General features: G+C 64.3%; 11 protein-coding genes and 2 pseudogenes. 5 read left to right on the top strand and 8 right to left on the bottom strand.

What is annotated here, in order from left to right; all coding sequences use genetic code 11:
- Window positions 1-63: 63 nt before the first annotated feature.
- The 4 genes from purH to htpX all read right to left on the bottom strand — a co-directional run bounded on the left by purH (window position 64) and on the right by htpX (window position 6073).
- Window positions 64-1680: a bifunctional phosphoribosylaminoimidazolecarboxamide formyltransferase/IMP cyclohydrolase gene (gene purH / locus FJ414_RS24760; protein WP_140646998.1), complete on the bottom strand. Its 1617-nt coding sequence runs from the start codon at window positions 1678-1680 to the stop codon at window positions 64-66.
- Window positions 1681-1793: 113 nt separating this feature from the next.
- Entirely contained in the window at window positions 1794-3518 is a 1725-nt protein-coding gene (locus FJ414_RS24755; RefSeq protein WP_140646997.1) for a heparinase II/III family protein, read from the bottom strand.
- Window positions 3519-3665: 147 nt separating this feature from the next.
- Complete coding sequence (locus tag FJ414_RS24750) at window positions 3666-5048, bottom strand: RsmB/NOP family class I SAM-dependent RNA methyltransferase (RefSeq protein WP_181181709.1); 1383 nt, start codon at window positions 5046-5048, stop codon at window positions 3666-3668.
- Entirely contained in the window at window positions 5039-6073 is a 1035-nt protein-coding gene (htpX, locus tag FJ414_RS24745; protein WP_140646995.1) for a zinc metalloprotease HtpX, read from the bottom strand. Before htpX ends, FJ414_RS24750 begins: the two co-directional genes overlap by 10 nt.
- Before the next feature lie 167 nt (window positions 6074-6240).
- Between htpX and FJ414_RS24740 the strand changes: the two genes are divergently transcribed.
- A complete protein-coding gene (locus tag FJ414_RS24740) occupies window positions 6241-6462 on the top strand; it encodes a DUF1674 domain-containing protein (protein WP_140647051.1) in 222 nt (73 codons plus the stop codon).
- On the opposite strand, the gene FJ414_RS24735 is transcribed toward FJ414_RS24740, so the two are convergent.
- Window positions 6459-7124: an HAD-IA family hydrolase gene (locus tag FJ414_RS24735; RefSeq protein ID WP_140646994.1), complete on the bottom strand. Its 666-nt coding sequence runs from the start codon at window positions 7122-7124 to the stop codon at window positions 6459-6461. The genes FJ414_RS24740 and FJ414_RS24735 overlap by 4 nt on opposite strands.
- Window positions 7125-7393: 269 nt before the next feature.
- Between FJ414_RS24735 and FJ414_RS24730 the strand changes: the two genes are divergently transcribed.
- The 3 genes and pseudogenes from FJ414_RS24730 (at window position 7394) to FJ414_RS24720 (ending at window position 11651) form a co-directional block, all read left to right on the top strand.
- Window positions 7394-8263, top strand: a complete 870-nt coding sequence (locus FJ414_RS24730) for a transglutaminase family protein (protein WP_140646993.1) — start codon at window positions 7394-7396, stop codon at window positions 8261-8263.
- Window positions 8264-8590: 327 nt separating this feature from the next.
- On the top strand, window positions 8591-9952 hold the full coding sequence (locus FJ414_RS24725; protein ID WP_140646992.1) for a pilus assembly protein: 1362 nt from the start codon (window positions 8591-8593) through the stop codon (window positions 9950-9952).
- 431 nt (window positions 9953-10383) lie between these two features.
- Window positions 10384-11651: pseudogene (locus tag FJ414_RS24720) on the top strand (cyclopropane-fatty-acyl-phospholipid synthase family protein).
- A gap of 12 nt (window positions 11652-11663) precedes the next feature.
- On the opposite strand, the gene FJ414_RS24715 reads toward FJ414_RS24720, so the two are convergent.
- Both FJ414_RS24715 and acs read right to left on the bottom strand, forming a co-directional pair.
- A complete protein-coding gene (locus FJ414_RS24715; RefSeq protein WP_140646991.1) occupies window positions 11664-12425 on the bottom strand; it encodes an MOSC domain-containing protein in 762 nt (253 codons plus the stop codon).
- Complete coding sequence (gene acs, locus FJ414_RS24710; protein WP_140646990.1) at window positions 12425-14380, bottom strand: acetate--CoA ligase; 1956 nt, start codon at window positions 14378-14380, stop codon at window positions 12425-12427. Before acs ends, FJ414_RS24715 begins: the two co-directional genes overlap by 1 nt.
- A 302-nt stretch (window positions 14381-14682) precedes the next feature.
- Here acs and FJ414_RS24705 point away from each other — a divergent pair, with 302 nt between their 5' ends.
- The gene (locus FJ414_RS24705) at window positions 14683-14955 is read left to right on the top strand and encodes an usg protein (protein ID WP_140646989.1); all 273 of its coding nucleotides are present in this window, start codon (window positions 14683-14685) and stop codon (window positions 14953-14955) included.
- A gap of 298 nt (window positions 14956-15253) precedes the next feature.
- On the opposite strand, the pseudogene FJ414_RS24700 reads toward FJ414_RS24705, so the two are convergent.
- A pseudogene (locus FJ414_RS24700) lies at window positions 15254-15805 on the bottom strand (aldo/keto reductase); the annotation flags it as partial.
- Window positions 15806-15906: the final 101 nt, after the last annotated feature.

Here is a 15906-nt window from a genome sequence, read left to right as displayed (position 1 = left end):
TTCTCGAAAACCGCACCAATCGACTCAGCGGAGCGAATTCTTGAAGCATCTCCGCGCTGAGCATCAATGCCGGAAGTGCCGTACGCCCGTGAACACCATGGCGATGCCGTGCTCGTCGGCGGCGGCGATGACGTCCTCGTCGCGCATCGAGCCGCCGGGCTGGATGACGGCCGTGGCGCCGGCCTCGATCGCCGAGAGAAGGCCGTCGGCGAAGGGGAAGAAGGCGTCGGAGGCAACGACGGAGCCCTTGGTCAGCGGTTCGGCGAGGTCGGCGGCTTCCGCCGCGTCGAGCGCCTTGCGGGCGGCGATGCGCGAGGAATCGACGCGGCTCATCTGGCCAGCACCGATGCCGACCGTGGCGCCGTCCTTGGCATAAACGATGGCGTTCGACTTGACGTGCTTGGCGACGCGGAAGGCGAATTTGAGGTCTGCCAGTTCGGCCGGCGTCGGCGCGCGTTTCGTCACCACCTTCAATTCGAGGTCGTCGACCACCGCGTTGTCGCGGCTCTGCGCCAGCAGCCCGCCCGCGACGGACTTGACCATCGTGCCGGCGGCGCGCGGGTCGGGCAGGCCGCCGGTGACCAGCAGGCGCAGGTTCTTCTTCGCGGCGACGATCGCGGCTGCCTCGTCGGTCGCGTTGGGCGCGATGATGACCTCGGTGAAGGTTTTCACGATCTCCCGCGCCGCCTCGGCGTCGAGGATGCGGTTCATGGCGACGATGCCGCCAAAGGCCGAGACTGGATCGCAGGCCAGCGCCTTGGCATAGGCCGCCTTGAGCGTTTCACCCTCCGCAACGCCGCAAGGGTTGGCATGCTTGATGATGGCGATCGCCGCCGAGCGGGCGGGATCGAACTCGCCGACCAGCTCGAAGGCCGCGTCGGTGTCGTTGATGTTGTTGTAGGAGAGCTGCTTGCCCTGCAGCTGCTTTGCCGTCGCCACACCCGGCCGTTTGTCGCCCGACAGGTAGAAGCCGGCGTTCTGATGCGGGTTCTCGCCATAGCGCATCACCTGGTCGAGATGGCCGCCGAAGGCGCGCCAGGTCGGATGCTCGATCTGCAGCGCCTCGGCGAACCAGCCGGAGATCGCGGCGTCATAGGTGGCGGTGCGGGCAAAGGCCTTGGCCGCAAGCATCTTGCGGAAGTCGAGCGACAGCGAGCCAAGATTCATCTCCAGCGCGTTGACGACGGGCGCATAGTCGGCCGGATCGGTGACGATGGCGACATAGGCGTGGTTCTTGGCCGAGGCGCGGATCATTGCCGGTCCACCGATGTCGATGTTCTCGACGATCGAGGCATAGCCGGCGCCGGAGTGGCGGACCTCTTCAAACGGGTAGAGGTTCGAGACGACAAGGTCGATCGGCTCGATGCGATGGTCGCGCATGGCCTTGGCATGCTCGGCATCGTCGCGGATGCCGAGCAGCGCGCCATGCACCGACGGATGCAAGGTCTTCACCCGGCCGTCCATGATCTCGGGAAAGCCGGTGAGCTCGGAAACGTCGCGAACCGCCAGGCCCGCCTCGGCGATGGCCTTCGCCGTGCCGCCCGTCGAAACCAGCTCGACGCCGGCGGCGGCGAGCGCCCTGGCAAAGTCGATGAGCCCGGTCTTGTCGAAGACGGAAAGCAGCGCACGGCGCACCGGAACGAGATCGGGCGCCGGAATGTTTTTCGTGGGCACGGCCATGGGCGGGCGGCCTTTCAGAGCTGTTGGACGGGACGTTGGCCGGCCCTAGCATATGAGCCCCGGAAATCAAGTGAGTCTCGGAAATCAAGCGCGCGGCCGGATTTGTCGGGAATTCAGTTGTTCTCGGGATGGCCGGCAATGCCGGTGCGGGTCAGCTGCCAGTGGACTTCGGCAACCTCCGAGGCCTTGAAGGAGAGCACGATCTGCCGGCTGCGGCGCGGGCCGCTCAGTCCGGCGAAGTATATCGATTCCTCGACCTCCGGCACCACTTCGGCGCAGGTGAAGACCCAGGTGTCGCCCTGCGCGGCTGCGAGCGTCAGGCGGTCGTGGTCGTCCTGCAGCAGGCTGATGTCGGGGTGGACGTGGAAGCGCACCGTGACGAAGTCGCGGCCGTTGTTGCGGATCGCGGCATTGCCCGGGCGCAGGAAACGGTCGCGGCCGGCAAGCACGTTGCCGTTCGTGGTCAGCTTCAGCTCGCGCTCATGCAGGAAACCGAATTGCTGGGCATAGCCGTCGTGGCGGGCGACGAAGCCGTGCACGCCCTTCTGGTCGAGGCGCTTGCAGGGCACGTGCTGCGGGCCGCCGATCAGCGGCGAGCCCAGCAGGTCGCTGACGCGCAGCGAATGGCTGAAGCGCGCCGACGAGGTGTCGTTGAGCGTAGCGGTCGAATGCGCGGCGGTGGCGCGCGCCAGCGGCCGGAATTCCGGGGCGCCGTAGGTGTCGATGCCGGCATTGACGATGAAGTGCTGGCGCCCGGAGGAGAGTTCGAAGGCGAGGCAGCCGGCGTGCGCGGCGTTGGAGACGTCGACCGGCGGCGGCAGGCCGGTGTCGGCGATCACCGTCACGCCGCCCATCGACAGGCGCTCGTAGCCGGAGTGCGGCGCGTGCAGCAGCGGCGCGCCCGCCGTGTCGTCATGGCGCATGATGGTGGCGATGCGGTCGTGGATGGTGGCGCCCATGCCGTTGAAGCGGGCGAGGCTGCCGTCCTGGTGGCGAAAGAAACGCAGCGCCGGCAACATGCGGTCGATGGCGCCGATCAGGGCCGACGGCGGCGCCTCGGCCTGGTTGGCATAGGTCTGGCGCAACGGCAGAAGGTCGGCCAGCAGCTCCAGCACCGCCATCGGCTTGCGCGAGATATGGCCGCCATCGGGCAGGATCTGATGTTCCAGCTCCTCGGCCAGGTTGCGTGTCGCGGCGCGCAGCGCCGAGGCCGGCGCCGGCAGAGACAGCGCGGCGAAGGCGAGCGCGATGCGGGCTCGCAGCCTGGCCTCGCCATCCGGCATCTCGCGCGCCATCGAGCGGAGATAGCGGATCTGCACGGCGAGCGATTTCAGGAAGGCGCGATAGAAGGGGAATTCGGCGCCTTGCAGCACCACCGAGGAATGCTGCAGCCAGGCGATCACCCGTTTGGCCGTCGTGCCCGGCTCCCAGGCGATGCCGGATATCTGGTTGCCGTGCATGGCGATCCAGTCGGTGACGAGCGCCCTGGCGTTGGCGGCGGCAAGCTCGGTTCCGGTGGCGCGCATGTGGCGCAGCCAGCGGAAGCCATGCAGCGATTTCTGCCAGCCGCGATTGGGCACGTCGAGCTGGAAGGGCGATGTGCCGCCGGTCTCGACCAGATGGCCGGACAGCGGGTAGCGGCCGTAATAGATCTCCAGCGCGATCTGCGGATCGGCGAGCCGCAGGTCTGGAGGCGCGATCAGGACACGTTCGGGCGTGCGGCCGGAATAGCGCCAGCGATAGACGGGACCGGCGCGGAGGCGCCGGCGCGTTTTGCGCCAGAACTCCCTCGCGACAAGCGTCCATAGACGCGTCGTGCTGCCGGCAACAAGTGCCAATAGCCCTCCTGATGTCCCCATAACCCGAGCACAAGCTTATGCGATTCAAGAACTTATGCGAAGGCGGATTTCGCCGAAGTGAACCAATTCACGCGGCCGCGGCCGGGTCTTCCCTAAAAAAGTCAGCAAGTTTTATGAGATAACGTTTCAATCGGTCCGTCTCATCCGCGCGGCAAAGAAGCCGTCCAAGCCCGAAATCCCGGGCGATTCCAGCGCGAGGTCCGCGGGCGTGGTGCGCAGAGTGCCCTCCGGCGTCAGGAATGGGTCGATATCGGCAATTTCGCCAGGCCGGATCGGATCGGCGTCCACGCCGGGGTTCCCGGCGAGGAAATCGCGATAGAGCTCCTCGCCTTCGATCGGGTCGAGCGAGCAGTTGGAAAAGACGATGCGGCCGCCGGGCCTGACGAGGTCGACGGCATGGGCAAGCAGCCGGCGCTGGAGATCGGCGAGCTTTTCGACATCCGCCATGGTCTTGGTCCAGGGCACGTCGGGATGGCGGCGCACCGTGCCGGTCGAGGAGCAGGGCGCGTCGAGCAGCACGGCGTCGAACAATTGCGCCGGCCGGCAATCCAGAAGGTCGGTCTGGACGAGTTCGGCGGTCAGGCCGAGGCGCTCGAGATTCTGACTGAGCCGCGCCAGCCGGTTCCTCGAGGTGTCGACCGCGGTCACCTCGGCGCCGGCCAGGATAAGCTGCGCCGTCTTGCCGCCGGGCGCGGCGCACAGGTCGGCGACGCGCTGTCCGCGGATGTCGCCGAACAGGCGCGCCGGCAGGCTTGCCGCGGTATCCTGCACCCACCATGCACCGTCGGCGAAACCGGGCAGATCGATGACATTGGCGGAGAGCTTTTCGACACGCACCGTGCCGGTCGGCAGCACGATGCCGCCCAGGCGCTCGGCCCAGACCGCCGGATCGGCCTTGACCGTGAAATCGACTGGCGCCTCATGACGATGCGCGGCAAGAATGGCGCGCGCCTTGTCGGCTCCGTAGGCGGCGGTCAGCCGCCGCGAAAACCATTGCGGCGCCTCGCTGGTCGCAGCGAGCGCCGGGGCAAGCTCGGCCTCCTTGGCGCGCGCCAGCGAGCGCAGCACCCCGTTGACGAGGCCGGAGAAGCGCAGTGCTCGCGGATCGGACTTGGCGTGGGTCACGGCAAGGTCGACGGCGGCGCTGTCGGGAACATCGAGGAACAGGATCTGCGCGGCGGCGACGGTGAGGATATGCGAGAGCGCGGTGGCATTGGCCGGCAGCGGCTTTTCCAGCCGCCTGGCCAGCAGCCCGGCAATGGTCATGCGATAGCGCAGCGCGGTGACCAGGATGGCGCGCACCAGCGCCCGGTCGCGGCCGTCCAGCGCCCTGTATTGCGGGTGGCCGTGCTCGTTGTCGGTCAGGCCATCGAGCGGCGTATGCGCGTCGATGACGGCGGCAAGCAGGCGCGCGGCCGCCTTGCGCGCGGCAAGGCCGGCGACGTTCTCGTCGCCATTCTTGTGTTGCGGATTGCCTGGCTGTCCGCGCCTCGGCGGCGTCACGACCAGGGACCCTTCGGCCGGACATTGCGCGGTCCGGTCGGGTTGCGGCCCCAGGGATTGGGCTTTGGCGGCGCCGGCTCAGCCTCTGGGGCCGCGTCTGCCGGTTTGCCCCACGGCCCCGCCGACGGCTCCTCAGGCTGGATGGGTGGCGGAGAAGCCTGGCGCCGGGTGGCCGGCGATGCGCCACCCATCGCGCGCGCCATCTCCTGCAGCGCGGCGATGCGGTTCTCGGTGCTCGGGTGGGTCGAGAACAGATTGTCCATGCGCTCGCCATGCAGAGGATTGATGATGAAAAGATGCGCCATCGCCGGATTGCGCTCGGCATCCTCATTGGGAATCTGTTCGGCGCCGCGCGCAATCTTGTTGAGCGCCGAAGCCAGCCACAACGGGTTACCGCAGATCTCGGCGCCGCGCCGGTCGGCCTCGTATTCGCGGGTGCGGCTCACCGCCATCTGCACGATCATTGCGGCGAGTGGCGCAACGATCATCGCTACAAGGACGCCGACAAAGCCAAACGGATTGTTGTTCTCGCGGCTGCCGCCGAAGAAGAAGGCGAAATTGCCGAGCATCGAGATGGCGCCGGCGAGCGTCGCCACGATCGTCATGGTCAGCGTGTCGCGATGCTGCACATGCGCAAGCTCATGCGCCATCACCGCCGCGACCTCTTCATGGGAGAGCCGCTCGAGCAGGCCCGTGGACGCCGCCACCGCGGCATTCTCGGGGTTGCGGCCAGTGGCGAAGGCGTTGGGCTGCGGGTTGTCGATCAGATAGGTCTTCGGCATGGGCAGCCCGGCCTGCTTGGCCAGCGCCTGGACGATCGCGTAATATTCCGGCGCGTTCTTCTCGTCGACCTCGACGGCGCGGTTCATCGACAGCACCATCTTGTCGGCGTTCCAATAGCTGAACAGATTGGTGCCCGCGGCGATCAGAAGCGCGATGACCATGCCGCCCGAGCCGCCGATCAGATAGCCGACGCCCATGAACAGCGCCGTCATCGCGGCAAGAAGCATGGTGGTGCGAAGCGTGTTCATCGTTTCATCCGTCTGACGTGATGTCGGAGGGGGCCAGAGCATCGGACCGAAAAGTGGAATCCGGTTTCCGGAGTATTCCGATGCCCATTAATAGCGGTCGATCCTTCTGGTATCATGGCTATATGATGGGAGAGGCCGGTCTTCGTTTCAATCGGCGGGAGTATCGCATGACCGAAGAGCCAAGCAAAACCGGAGCAGTTGCAACGACCGAAGAGCTGCGAAAAGCGCTGACGCCCGAAGCACAGCGGGCGTTAGCAGAGGCTGAAGCGCGTCGTCAAAAGTATCGAGCGGCGGAAGCGCAGTTGCCGAAGGAAATCGGCGGCCGCGGCGGCAAGGAACCTGGCCGCTACGGCGACTGGGAAGTCAAGGGTCTCACCAGCGACTTTTAAGCAACGGCACGCTCGGGCGCGAAGGCGATCCAGCCATTGTCGTCCGTCGCGATGGCGATTTCGTCGTAGGAACGGATTGTCGGGTGCGACGTGACGAGCGGGTGGACATGCGTGGCGCTGATCACCATCACCGAGGCGCCGGAAGCCTCGCCCGCCGCTATGCCCGCCGGCGCATCCTCGAAGACCAGGCAGTCGCGCGCCTCGACGCCGAGACGCCTTGCCGCCAGAAGGAAGCAGTCCGGCGCCGGCTTGCCATGGGTGACGTCTTCGGCGGTCACCATCATGGCGGGAACCGGGATGCCGGCCGCCTTGATGCGCAGCAGCGCCAGCTCGCGCGGCGCCGAGGTGACGATCGCCCAGCGCTCCAGCGGCAGCGATTGCAAAAACGCAACGGCGCCGGGGATCGGGACGATGCCTTCGAGGTCATCCGCCTCGGCCTTGAGCAGCAAATCCGCCTCCGCCAGCGGATCGACACCCGGAAGCCTCAGCGCGGCGATCGTCTCGCGCGCGCGCCTGCCATGGATCGTTGGCAGGAAAGCCGCCACATCGAGGCCATGCCTGTTTGCCCATGCCGTCCACACCCGTTCCGCCGCGGCGATCGAGTTGAGCACCGTGCCGTCCATGTCGAACAGAAAGGCGGCGAATTTTGAGCCTGCAAACATCGGATGTCCTGGAGAATCGTTTTGGGGGAGGGGCGAAACGCAAAGCGCAGTTTAGACTGGGCAGGACCGCCTGAGAAGGGAGCAGGTCAGCGTTGATAGAACGCTGACCTGCTCCCTTCTCCTTGTTTTTACGCAATTGCGGACGGAAGACCCCTGCGCACTTTTCCTGAATTGCTCCAGACGCCGCCATTTCGACTCGGCGCCGGAACCAGCCCCGGCTCGCGGCGTTGAACAGGCAGTCTTTCCAAAATCACGAAGGGGGGCATGCGATGCTGATCCGGCTCGGCTATGAAATCGCCATCGAATGCGCGGCGGTGACGCCGATCATCTCGCTTCTCGACATTCATGCCGAACGGCATGCCGACATCAAGCGGCAGACGCGGGTTCTGACCTCGCCCTCGGTGCCGACCCGGACCTATCGCGACCGCCACGGCAATATCTGCCGTCGCTTCACGGCGCCCGCCGGAAGCTTCCGCATCCTCTACGATGCGGCGATCGAGGACAGCGGCGAGACCGACGAAGTCAATACATTGGCGCGCGAAACGCCGGTCGCGGAACTGCCCGACGACGTGCTGGTCTATCTGCTCGGCAGCCGCTACTGCGAGACCGACCACCTCAGCGACATCGCCTGGCAGCTTTTCGGCCATTTGCCGCCTGGCTGGGCGCGGGTGCAGGCGATCGTCGATTATGTCAACAGTAGGCTTTCCTTCGGCTACGGCTATGCGCGCGCCACGCGCACGGCGGCCCAGGCGCATGAGGAGCGCGTCGGCGTGTGCCGCGACTTCGCGCATCTGGCGATCGCGCTTTGCCGATGCATCAACATTCCGGCCCGCTACGTGAACGGCTATCTCGGCGATATCGGCGTGCCGGCCGATCCGGCACCGATGGACTTCTCGGCCTGGATGGAAGTTTTTCTCGACGGCAAATGGTACACGTTCGATCCGCGCCACAACTGTCCGCGCATCGGCCGCGTCGTCATTGCGCGCGGCCGCGACGCCACCGACGTGCCGCTGCTGCACAGTTTCGGTCCGCACCAGCTCAGCCTGTTCAAGGTCTGGACCTACGAGCAGGAAGGCAACCGCTTCAATCCTCCGCATCATGGCATCGATCGGACGGTCAGCGCGCAGATGCTCCTTTGATATTCATACCGGCCTGACCTCTATCTCAACAGACCCTGCGCTGCGCCTGTTTCATGGCTGCCGCTGACCCGCTTCGGCACAGTTCGATTGTGCCGAAGAGAGAACGACCGCGACAGTCTTCAAGACTATGGTAAGCGCTTCATGAAGGTCGCGTTTCCAAGGCATTTTCGTTTACTTCGCGTTCACCTTCAAATTTTTCGAAAGCTAGCAAAAACAATCGGTTAACTGCCTGTTAAGCGTCTTTCGGCGGCTACCGGCCGGGTCTGGCCGAAATCCTGCAACGCCTCTGCCGAGCGGCACGGTGCCGAGGACAGTGGAGGCGGAAGGATGCGGCAGTTCAGAGGCGTCGTTCGTGAGGTGGACGGCTTTGCCCGCAACCGCGAAGGCAATTTCGCGGTTCTGTTCGGAGCTGCCGCATCAGTCCTCGCGCTGGGGGTGGGATTCGCGGTCAATATCTCGCAACTCTACAATGCGAGGTCGAGCCTGCAGGGCGTCGTCGATGCCGCTGTGACCTCGACGGCCCGCGATCTCACTCTCGGCGTCATCACGGAAACCGATGCCGACAAAACGGTGCAGGCGTTTCTCGACGCCAACAGCACGGCCGGCATCCTGCAGGCCAACCGGATCGTGCTGGACAAACTCACCGTCGACAGGACGGCCAGCACGGTGAAGGCGGATGTGCACACCGATCTCAGCCTCTATTTCCCCCTGTTCAGCATCGGCGACATGCAACGGGTGACGTCCTCGACCACGGCGCTCTATTCGGACAAGACGGTCGAGGTGGCGATGATGCTCGACGTCACCGGTTCGATGGCCGGCCAGAAGATCAAGGACCTGAGGACAGCGGCGAGCAACGCGGTCAATTCCTTCCTCACCGGCCAGAACGCCGCCAATCCGCGGGTGCGGGTGGCGATCGTGCCTTATGCCAATTCGGTCAATGTCGGCCCGCTCGCCGCAAGCACGGTCTTTGTCGAGACCAAGGCCAGCGAGCGCAAGCAGGCGCCCGGCAATGACGATCCGAAGTATGTCTCGGCGTCGACGCGGCCGGACAACTGCGCCACCGAGCGCAAGGGCGCCTACCAGTATTCCGATGCCGGGCCGGACGTCAGCATGGTCAACCGCGACCTCTACTTGTCCGACTTCGCCAAGCAGTCCCGCACACGAGCCTGTCCGGTCGCGTCAATACAGCCGCTGACCACGGATGCCTCGGCTCTGAACAACGTCATCAAGGACCTCGATGCCTCCGGCGGCACGGCGGGCCATATCGGCGTGCAGTGGGCCTGGTACATGCTCTCCGAAAACTGGGGCAGCGTGATGAAGGCCTCGGAACGGCCGGCGAAGATGGATCCGAAGAAGGTCGCAAAATACGTGATCCTGATGACGGATGGCGAATTCAACCTGTCCTATTTCGACGCCGACGGCCCGGATCAGGTTTATAACGACGCCGGCAAGGTTGAGACACGCACGGCGGCGACGACGCTCTGCGCGGCGATGCGCGACCAAGGCATCGAGATATTCACCATCGGCTTTGCCCTTACGGAGAAGAACGCCAAGTCGACGCTGCAATCCTGCGCCAGCCCCGATAGCGGCAACAACAAGCATTTCTATCAGGCGGCCAACGGTACCGAGCTCGACCAGGCGTTTCAGGATATCGTGCGCAACATCGACAATCTCTCAATCACCAAATAGCGGGCGCCATGTAGCGCCAGGTAGCTGGAAGCCTCTGCTCGATGCCCCAAACGGAAAAGGCCGCCGCTTCTTGACGAAGCCGGCGGCCTTCCGTGTTTCCGTCCATGACGCGGCTTCTGGCGGCAACCCCATCGGGCTACCCGCCGCGCGTCTCGCGCCTTAACGGGAAGACTGCTTCCCGGAAGTGCAATCCGCAGAGCTCACGTTATGGAAAACGAAATCACTCGACATCGGATCACCTCCTTTCAGTTCGTTGAACACACTCAGATGATGGGGTGCGCCGCGGCAAAAGACAAGATGACGCCACGGAATGGTCGTGCCACGAGCCGGGAAACTGCTCTTGCGGTGCTTTTGCGCAACAGATCGGGATTGCGGTCTACAGGTCGGTGGACGACAGTGCGGCTTTGGGGGCGACATATCGGGAGGTGGGAATGGACGCCGCCGACAGAGCCGCGCGGATCGTACGAAAGGTCGTCGAAACGCTGAAGCCGGGTTTTGCGGTCCGGCTGTGGACCGGCGAGCGGATCGGACCCGCCAGCGGTCCGGTGCTTGCCATCAACGATCAGGACATCGTCTGGCAACTGGTTCGCCGGCCGACCTTCTCGACGCTGGTCGAGATGTGGATTTCCAAGACCGTCGATATCGAAGAGGGCACGCTGTTCGATTTCTATGCTCTGCCTTCGCAAGGCAAGCTCAAGACGAAGCTCAAATCCCTGCCCAAGCTGGCGATCCTGCGCGACCTGCCGGCTGTGCTGTTTTCGCGCAAGCAGATGACGGCGCGCAGCGACCTTTCCGGCCGCAAGCCTTTCGTCAGCGGATCGAACAAGGAGGCGATCCAGCACCATTACGACATTTCGAATGATTTCTACCGACTCTTCCTCGACGAGCGCATGGTCTACAGTTGCGGCTATTTCCACGATTTCGCCATGGCATCGACCAGGCGCAAGTCGACAAGCTCGACCACATCTGCCGCAAGCTCAGGCTCGAGTCCGGCGAAAGGCTGCTCGACATCGGCTGCGGCTGGGGCGCGATGCTTATCCATGCGGCGAAGAATTACGGCGTCTTCGGCCATGGCGTCTCGCTGTCGCAAGCCCAGACCGACCTTGCCCGCGAGCGCATTCGCGCCGAGGGGCTGGAGGATCGCATCACCATCGAGATAAAATCCTATGCCGAACTCTCAGGCACGTTCGACAAGATATCGTCGATCGGCATGTTCGAGCATCTGGGGCTCGCCAATCACGACGCCTACTTCTCGACCGTCCATCGCCTGCTGAAACCCGGCGGGATCTATCTGCATCACGCCATCACCAGGCGCAGCAAGGGCGACATCCGCAAGACGCTGCGCAAGGGGCCGGAATACAAGGCCCTGATCAAATACATCTTTCCTGGCGGCGAGCTCGATACGATCGGCATGACGCTTGGCAATCTCGAGGCGCACGGCTTCCTCGTCTATGACGTGGAGAACCTGCGCGAGCATTATGCGCAAACCTGCCGCCTGTGGGCGGAGCGTCTGCATGCGCGCTTCGACGAGGCGGTCGCCGAGGTCGGCGAGCCCAAGGCGCGGCTGTGGCTGCTCTATCTGACGGGTTGCTCGATCACCTTCCAGCGCGCCTCGGCGCAGATTTTTCAGACTGTCGCCACCAGGCGCGCCCGCGGCCCGAGCGGCCTGCCACCGACACGGGCGGATTTGTACAGGTAGACCCGGCCCGCTTCAGTCCATCAAGCGCATCGGCGCGCCGAGTTCGATCCGCGCCGGCTGGTCGACGGTGCAGTAGACGCCGAGATTGTGGGCGTTGTGGCGCACCAGGTTGCGCAGGATGCCGGGATCGGTGTCGAAACCGTCCTGGGCGATGATGGTGAAGCCGCAGCGGCGGCAGGGCTCGGAGACGGTGAGCTCGAGATCGCCGACCGCGAGTTTCCTGCCGATCCATTCCGTCTCCGGAAAGGCGCCTTCGACCGGGTCCATATTGACGACGATGTTGGGGCGGAAGCGGCGCGGATCGGGTGTGCCCTCGGGATGCAGCGCCTTCAGCCGGGACAGCGAGGCGGTGGTGAGCAGATGGATCGGCGCCTTGGCGTAGCGGGCCTCGGTCAGCGGACCGGCATAGGAGGGCGCCGCGTTCTGCGCGCCGAATGGTCGGATCGCGGCCTCGAAGCCGAGGAAGGCGGATACCGCGCGGTCGCTTCGAGGGTCTGGCGCCGGCAGCCAGCCGCCGCCGGGCACGGCCACTTCGAGCCGCCATTCCTTGCTCATCGGGTCCTCGCCCAACCGGGTGCGGATCAGCGGCACCTTATGCCATCTGGCCTCGCGGTCGGGCCTGGCGATCTCGCCGTCGGATGCATCGACCAGTCCGAACAGCCGGTCGCCGTCGACGGTCTTCAGCCCGACGGAGATGGCATCGAGCCGCTCGCCGGCGAGCGAGCTCGCCGGGTAGCGCCAGAGCTGGCTGACGGTGCCGAGATCGCCGGTCATCAGCCCTTCTTGTTCTGCCGGTTGGCGACCAGGTCGTCGACCACGGCCGGATCGGCGAGCGTCGAGGTGTCGCCCAGCGCGCCGAAATCGTCCTCGGCGATCTTGCGCAGAATGCGGCGCATGATCTTGCCGGAACGGGTTTTCGGCAGGCCGGGCGCGAACTGGATCTTGTCGGGCGAAGCAATGGCGCCGATCTCCTTGCGGACATGCGCGATCAGTTCCTTGCGCAGCTCCTCGCTCGGCTCCATGCCCTTCATCAGGGTGACGTAGCTGTAGATGCCCTGGCCCTTGATGTCGTGCGGGTAGCCGACGACGGCGGCTTCCGACACTTTCTCGTGGCTGACCAGCGCCGATTCGACTTCCGCCGTGCCCATGCGGTGGCCGGAGACGTTGATGACGTCGTCGACGCGGCCGGTGATCCAGTAGTAGCCGTCCTCGTCGCGGCGGCAGCCGTCGCCGGTGAAGTACTTGCCCTTGTAGGTCGAGAAATAGGTCTGCACGAAGCGGTCGTGGTCACCATAGACGGTGCGCATCTGACCGGGCCAGGAATCGGTGATGCAGAGATTGCCGTCGGCGGCTCCTTCGAGCACCTTGCCCTCACCGTCGACCAGTTCCGGCTTGACGCCGAAGAAGGGCCGAGTCGCCGAGCCTGCCTTGAGATCGGTGGCGCCGGGCAGCGGCGTGATCAGGATGCCGCCGGTCTCGGTCTGCCACCATGTGTCGACGATCGGCACCTTGCCGTTGCCGACGACCTTGAAATACCACTCCCAGGCTTCCGGATTGATCGGCTCGCCGACCGAGCCGAGTACGCGCAGCGATTTGCGCGAGGTCTTCTTCACATGGCTGTCGCCGGCGCCCATCAGCGCGCGCAACGCCGTCGGCGCGGTGTAGAAGATGTTGACCTTGTGCTTGTCGATGACTTCCCAGAAGCGCGACTGCGAGGGATAGTTCGGCACGCCTTCGAACATCAGCGTCGTGGCGCCGTTGGCCAAGGGCCCGTAGACGATATAGCTGTGGCCCGTCACCCAGCCGACATCGGCCGTGCACCAGTAGATGTCGCCGTCATGGTAGTCGAAGACATATTGGTGCGTCATCGAGGCATAGACGAGATAGCCGGCCGTGGTGTGCAGCACGCCCTTCGGCTTGCCGGTCGAGCCGGAGGTGTAGAGGATGAAAAGCGGGTCTTCCGCCTTCATTTTCTCCGGCTTGCAGTCGGCCTTCACCGTGGCGATCTCGTCGTGGTACCAGACGTCGCGGCCGGGCGCCCAGCCGACCTTGCCGCCGGTGCGGCGTACGACGACCACGTTCTTCACCCGCACATGATGCTTGGCGGCGATTTCGATCGCCTTGTCGGTGTTCTCTTTCAGCGGGATCGGTTTGCCGCCGCGCAGGCCCTCGTCGGCGGTGATGACGAAGGTCGATTCGCAGTCGACGATGCGGCCGGCCAGCGCGTCCGGCGAGAAGCCGCCGAAGACAATCGAATGGATGGCGCCGATGCGCGTGCAGGCAAGCATCGCATAGGCGGCTTCCGGGATCATTGGCATGTAGATGGTGACGCGGTCGCCTTTCTTGACGCCGTGCTTCTTCATCACATTGGCGAGCCGGCAGACATGCGCGTGAAGCTCGTTGTAGGTGATCTTCTTGTCGTCGTAGGGGTTGTCGCCTTCCCAGATGATTGCGGTCTGGTCGCCGCGCTTCTTCAGGTGCCGGTCGATGCAATTGTAGGAGACGTTGGTCAGCCCGTCCTCGAACCACTTGATCGAGACCTTGCCGTTGAAGGAGGTGTTCTTGACCTTGGTGAAAGGCTTGAACCAGTCGATGCGCTTGCCGTGCTTGCCCCAGAACTTGTCCGGATTTTTCACGCTGTCGGCATACCATTTGAGATAGGTATCGTTGTCGATCAACGCGTTCTTCTTCCACGCCGGCTGGACGCGGTGGACATGCACATCGGACATTTTTCAGCTTTCCTCCGGGACCGTTCCGCCGCCTTGAAACGCCGACGGCATCGCGGCGAAGCGGCCGCGAATTCGAGGCATTATTAACAGTTCCGACGTGACGGCAATATTAGACGTTGGATTCGCGCGGCGGGATGACGCGGGGTCAAGCGCTAAAGCTATTAGCACTCTCGCTTCACGGCTGCTAACCGCCTGTTTTAACGGCAAAAATTTTTAAGAAGCTCGAAAAAATCCATAGACAGTTAAGCAACCGTGCGCACAATTCAGCGTTGGGAGGAAGGAGAATCAACCAAGGAAACGCAATGCGCGACAATTCCGAAATGGACCTGATGCTCAAGGGGTATGGGCTGACCACGGCCAAGATCCTTTACCACTACCCGGACCACCCGCACCTGCTGCAAAGCTTTGTCTGGCAGGATTACGACATAGCTCCGAAATTCCCGGTGCTGATCCGCTTCATCGAATTCTGGAAAACCAAGCTCGACGGACCGCTGCACTCGGTCACCTACACGCATCACAAGCTGATCGCGCCGAATGAATGGCGGAAGGTGGATGGGGAGTTCCTGGTGCATTAGGTGCAGGTTTTATCGATCGTCAGTGATTGGCGGAAATGCCCGTCGCTTCGTCATCCACGGGCGCAGCAAGGAGCGAAGCGGCGTAGCGAAGACCCGAGGATCCATTCCGTGACTTCGAAACGTTGCGGCGATCCAGAATTCTGCTCCGCCGCGCTCTGCGATCAAGGTAACGGCATGGATCCTCGGGTCTTCGCGACGCCGCTTCGCGGCTGCTTCGCCCGCGGATGACGAAGCTCGGAGGGCGGCCGCTAATCGCAAGCGTTCACGCTCGCCCTAATAGGGACGGGTCGACACGTGGTCAAACCGCTGGCGGGTTCAGCCGGGCAAAGCCTTCCTGGCGCCGATAGGGGAAGTAAGGATAGGGCGCGGTCACGGCGCTTGCTTCATCGAGCGCCTTGATCTGCTCAGGCGTCAGCGCCCAGCCGACGGCGCCGAGATTCTGCCGCAACTGCTCCTCGTTGCGCGCGCCGATGATGACCGACGACACGGTCGGCCGCCGCAAGAGCCAGTTGATGGCGACCTGCGGCACGGTCTTGCCGGTCTCGGCGGCGACCGCTTCAAGCGCATCGACCACCTTGAAAAGATGCTCGTCCTCGACCGGCGGACCGAAGCTGGCGGTGTCGTGCAGCCGGCTCTTTTCCGGCAAGGGCTGTCCGCGGCGGATCTTGCCGGTGAGCCGGCCCCAGCCGAGCGGGCTCCATACCAGCGCGCCGACGCCCTGGTCGAGGCCGAGCGGCATCAGCTCCCACTCATAGTCGCGGCCGACCAGCGAATAGTAGACCTGATGCGCGACATAGCGCGGGTAGCCGTGCTTTTCCGCCAGGCCGAGCGACTTCATCACCTGCCAGCCCAGGGCTATCGCATATGAGTGATTGCATTGATGAGATAGTCGTCGTTCCAGGCGCATTTCTTGATGCGATGGCTGATGGGGACTTTGGCAGCATCGGCGGC

Origin of the sequence: Mesorhizobium sp. B3-1-6, from assembly GCF_006439555.1 — a bacterium.
Taxonomy (GTDB): Bacteria; Pseudomonadota; Alphaproteobacteria; order Rhizobiales; family Rhizobiaceae; genus Mesorhizobium.
Note: the sequence above shows the minus strand (reverse complement) of the source record. Positions and strands in the feature narration are given on the sequence as shown.

What these genes read in the sequence shown, in the direction of transcription:
- purH (WP_140646998.1), bottom strand. Translation starts at nt 1,680, where the DNA reads ATGGCCGTGCCCACGAAAAACATTCCGGCGCCCGATCTCGTTCCGGTG.
- FJ414_RS24725 (WP_140646992.1), top strand. Translation starts at nt 8,591, where the DNA reads ATGCGGCAGTTCAGAGGCGTCGTTCGTGAGGTGGACGGCTTTGCCCGC.
- FJ414_RS24730 (WP_140646993.1), top strand. Translation starts at nt 7,394, where the DNA reads ATGCTGATCCGGCTCGGCTATGAAATCGCCATCGAATGCGCGGCGGTG.
- FJ414_RS24705 (WP_140646989.1), top strand. Translation starts at nt 14,683, where the DNA reads ATGCGCGACAATTCCGAAATGGACCTGATGCTCAAGGGGTATGGGCTG.
- acs (WP_140646990.1), bottom strand. Translation starts at nt 14,380, where the DNA reads ATGTCCGATGTGCATGTCCACCGCGTCCAGCCGGCGTGGAAGAAGAAC.
- FJ414_RS24740 (WP_140647051.1), top strand. Translation starts at nt 6,241, where the DNA reads ATGACCGAAGAGCCAAGCAAAACCGGAGCAGTTGCAACGACCGAAGAG.
- FJ414_RS24735 (WP_140646994.1), bottom strand. Translation starts at nt 7,124, where the DNA reads ATGTTTGCAGGCTCAAAATTCGCCGCCTTTCTGTTCGACATGGACGGC.
- htpX (WP_140646995.1), bottom strand. Translation starts at nt 6,073, where the DNA reads ATGAACACGCTTCGCACCACCATGCTTCTTGCCGCGATGACGGCGCTG.
- FJ414_RS24715 (WP_140646991.1), bottom strand. Translation starts at nt 12,425, where the DNA reads ATGACCGGCGATCTCGGCACCGTCAGCCAGCTCTGGCGCTACCCGGCG.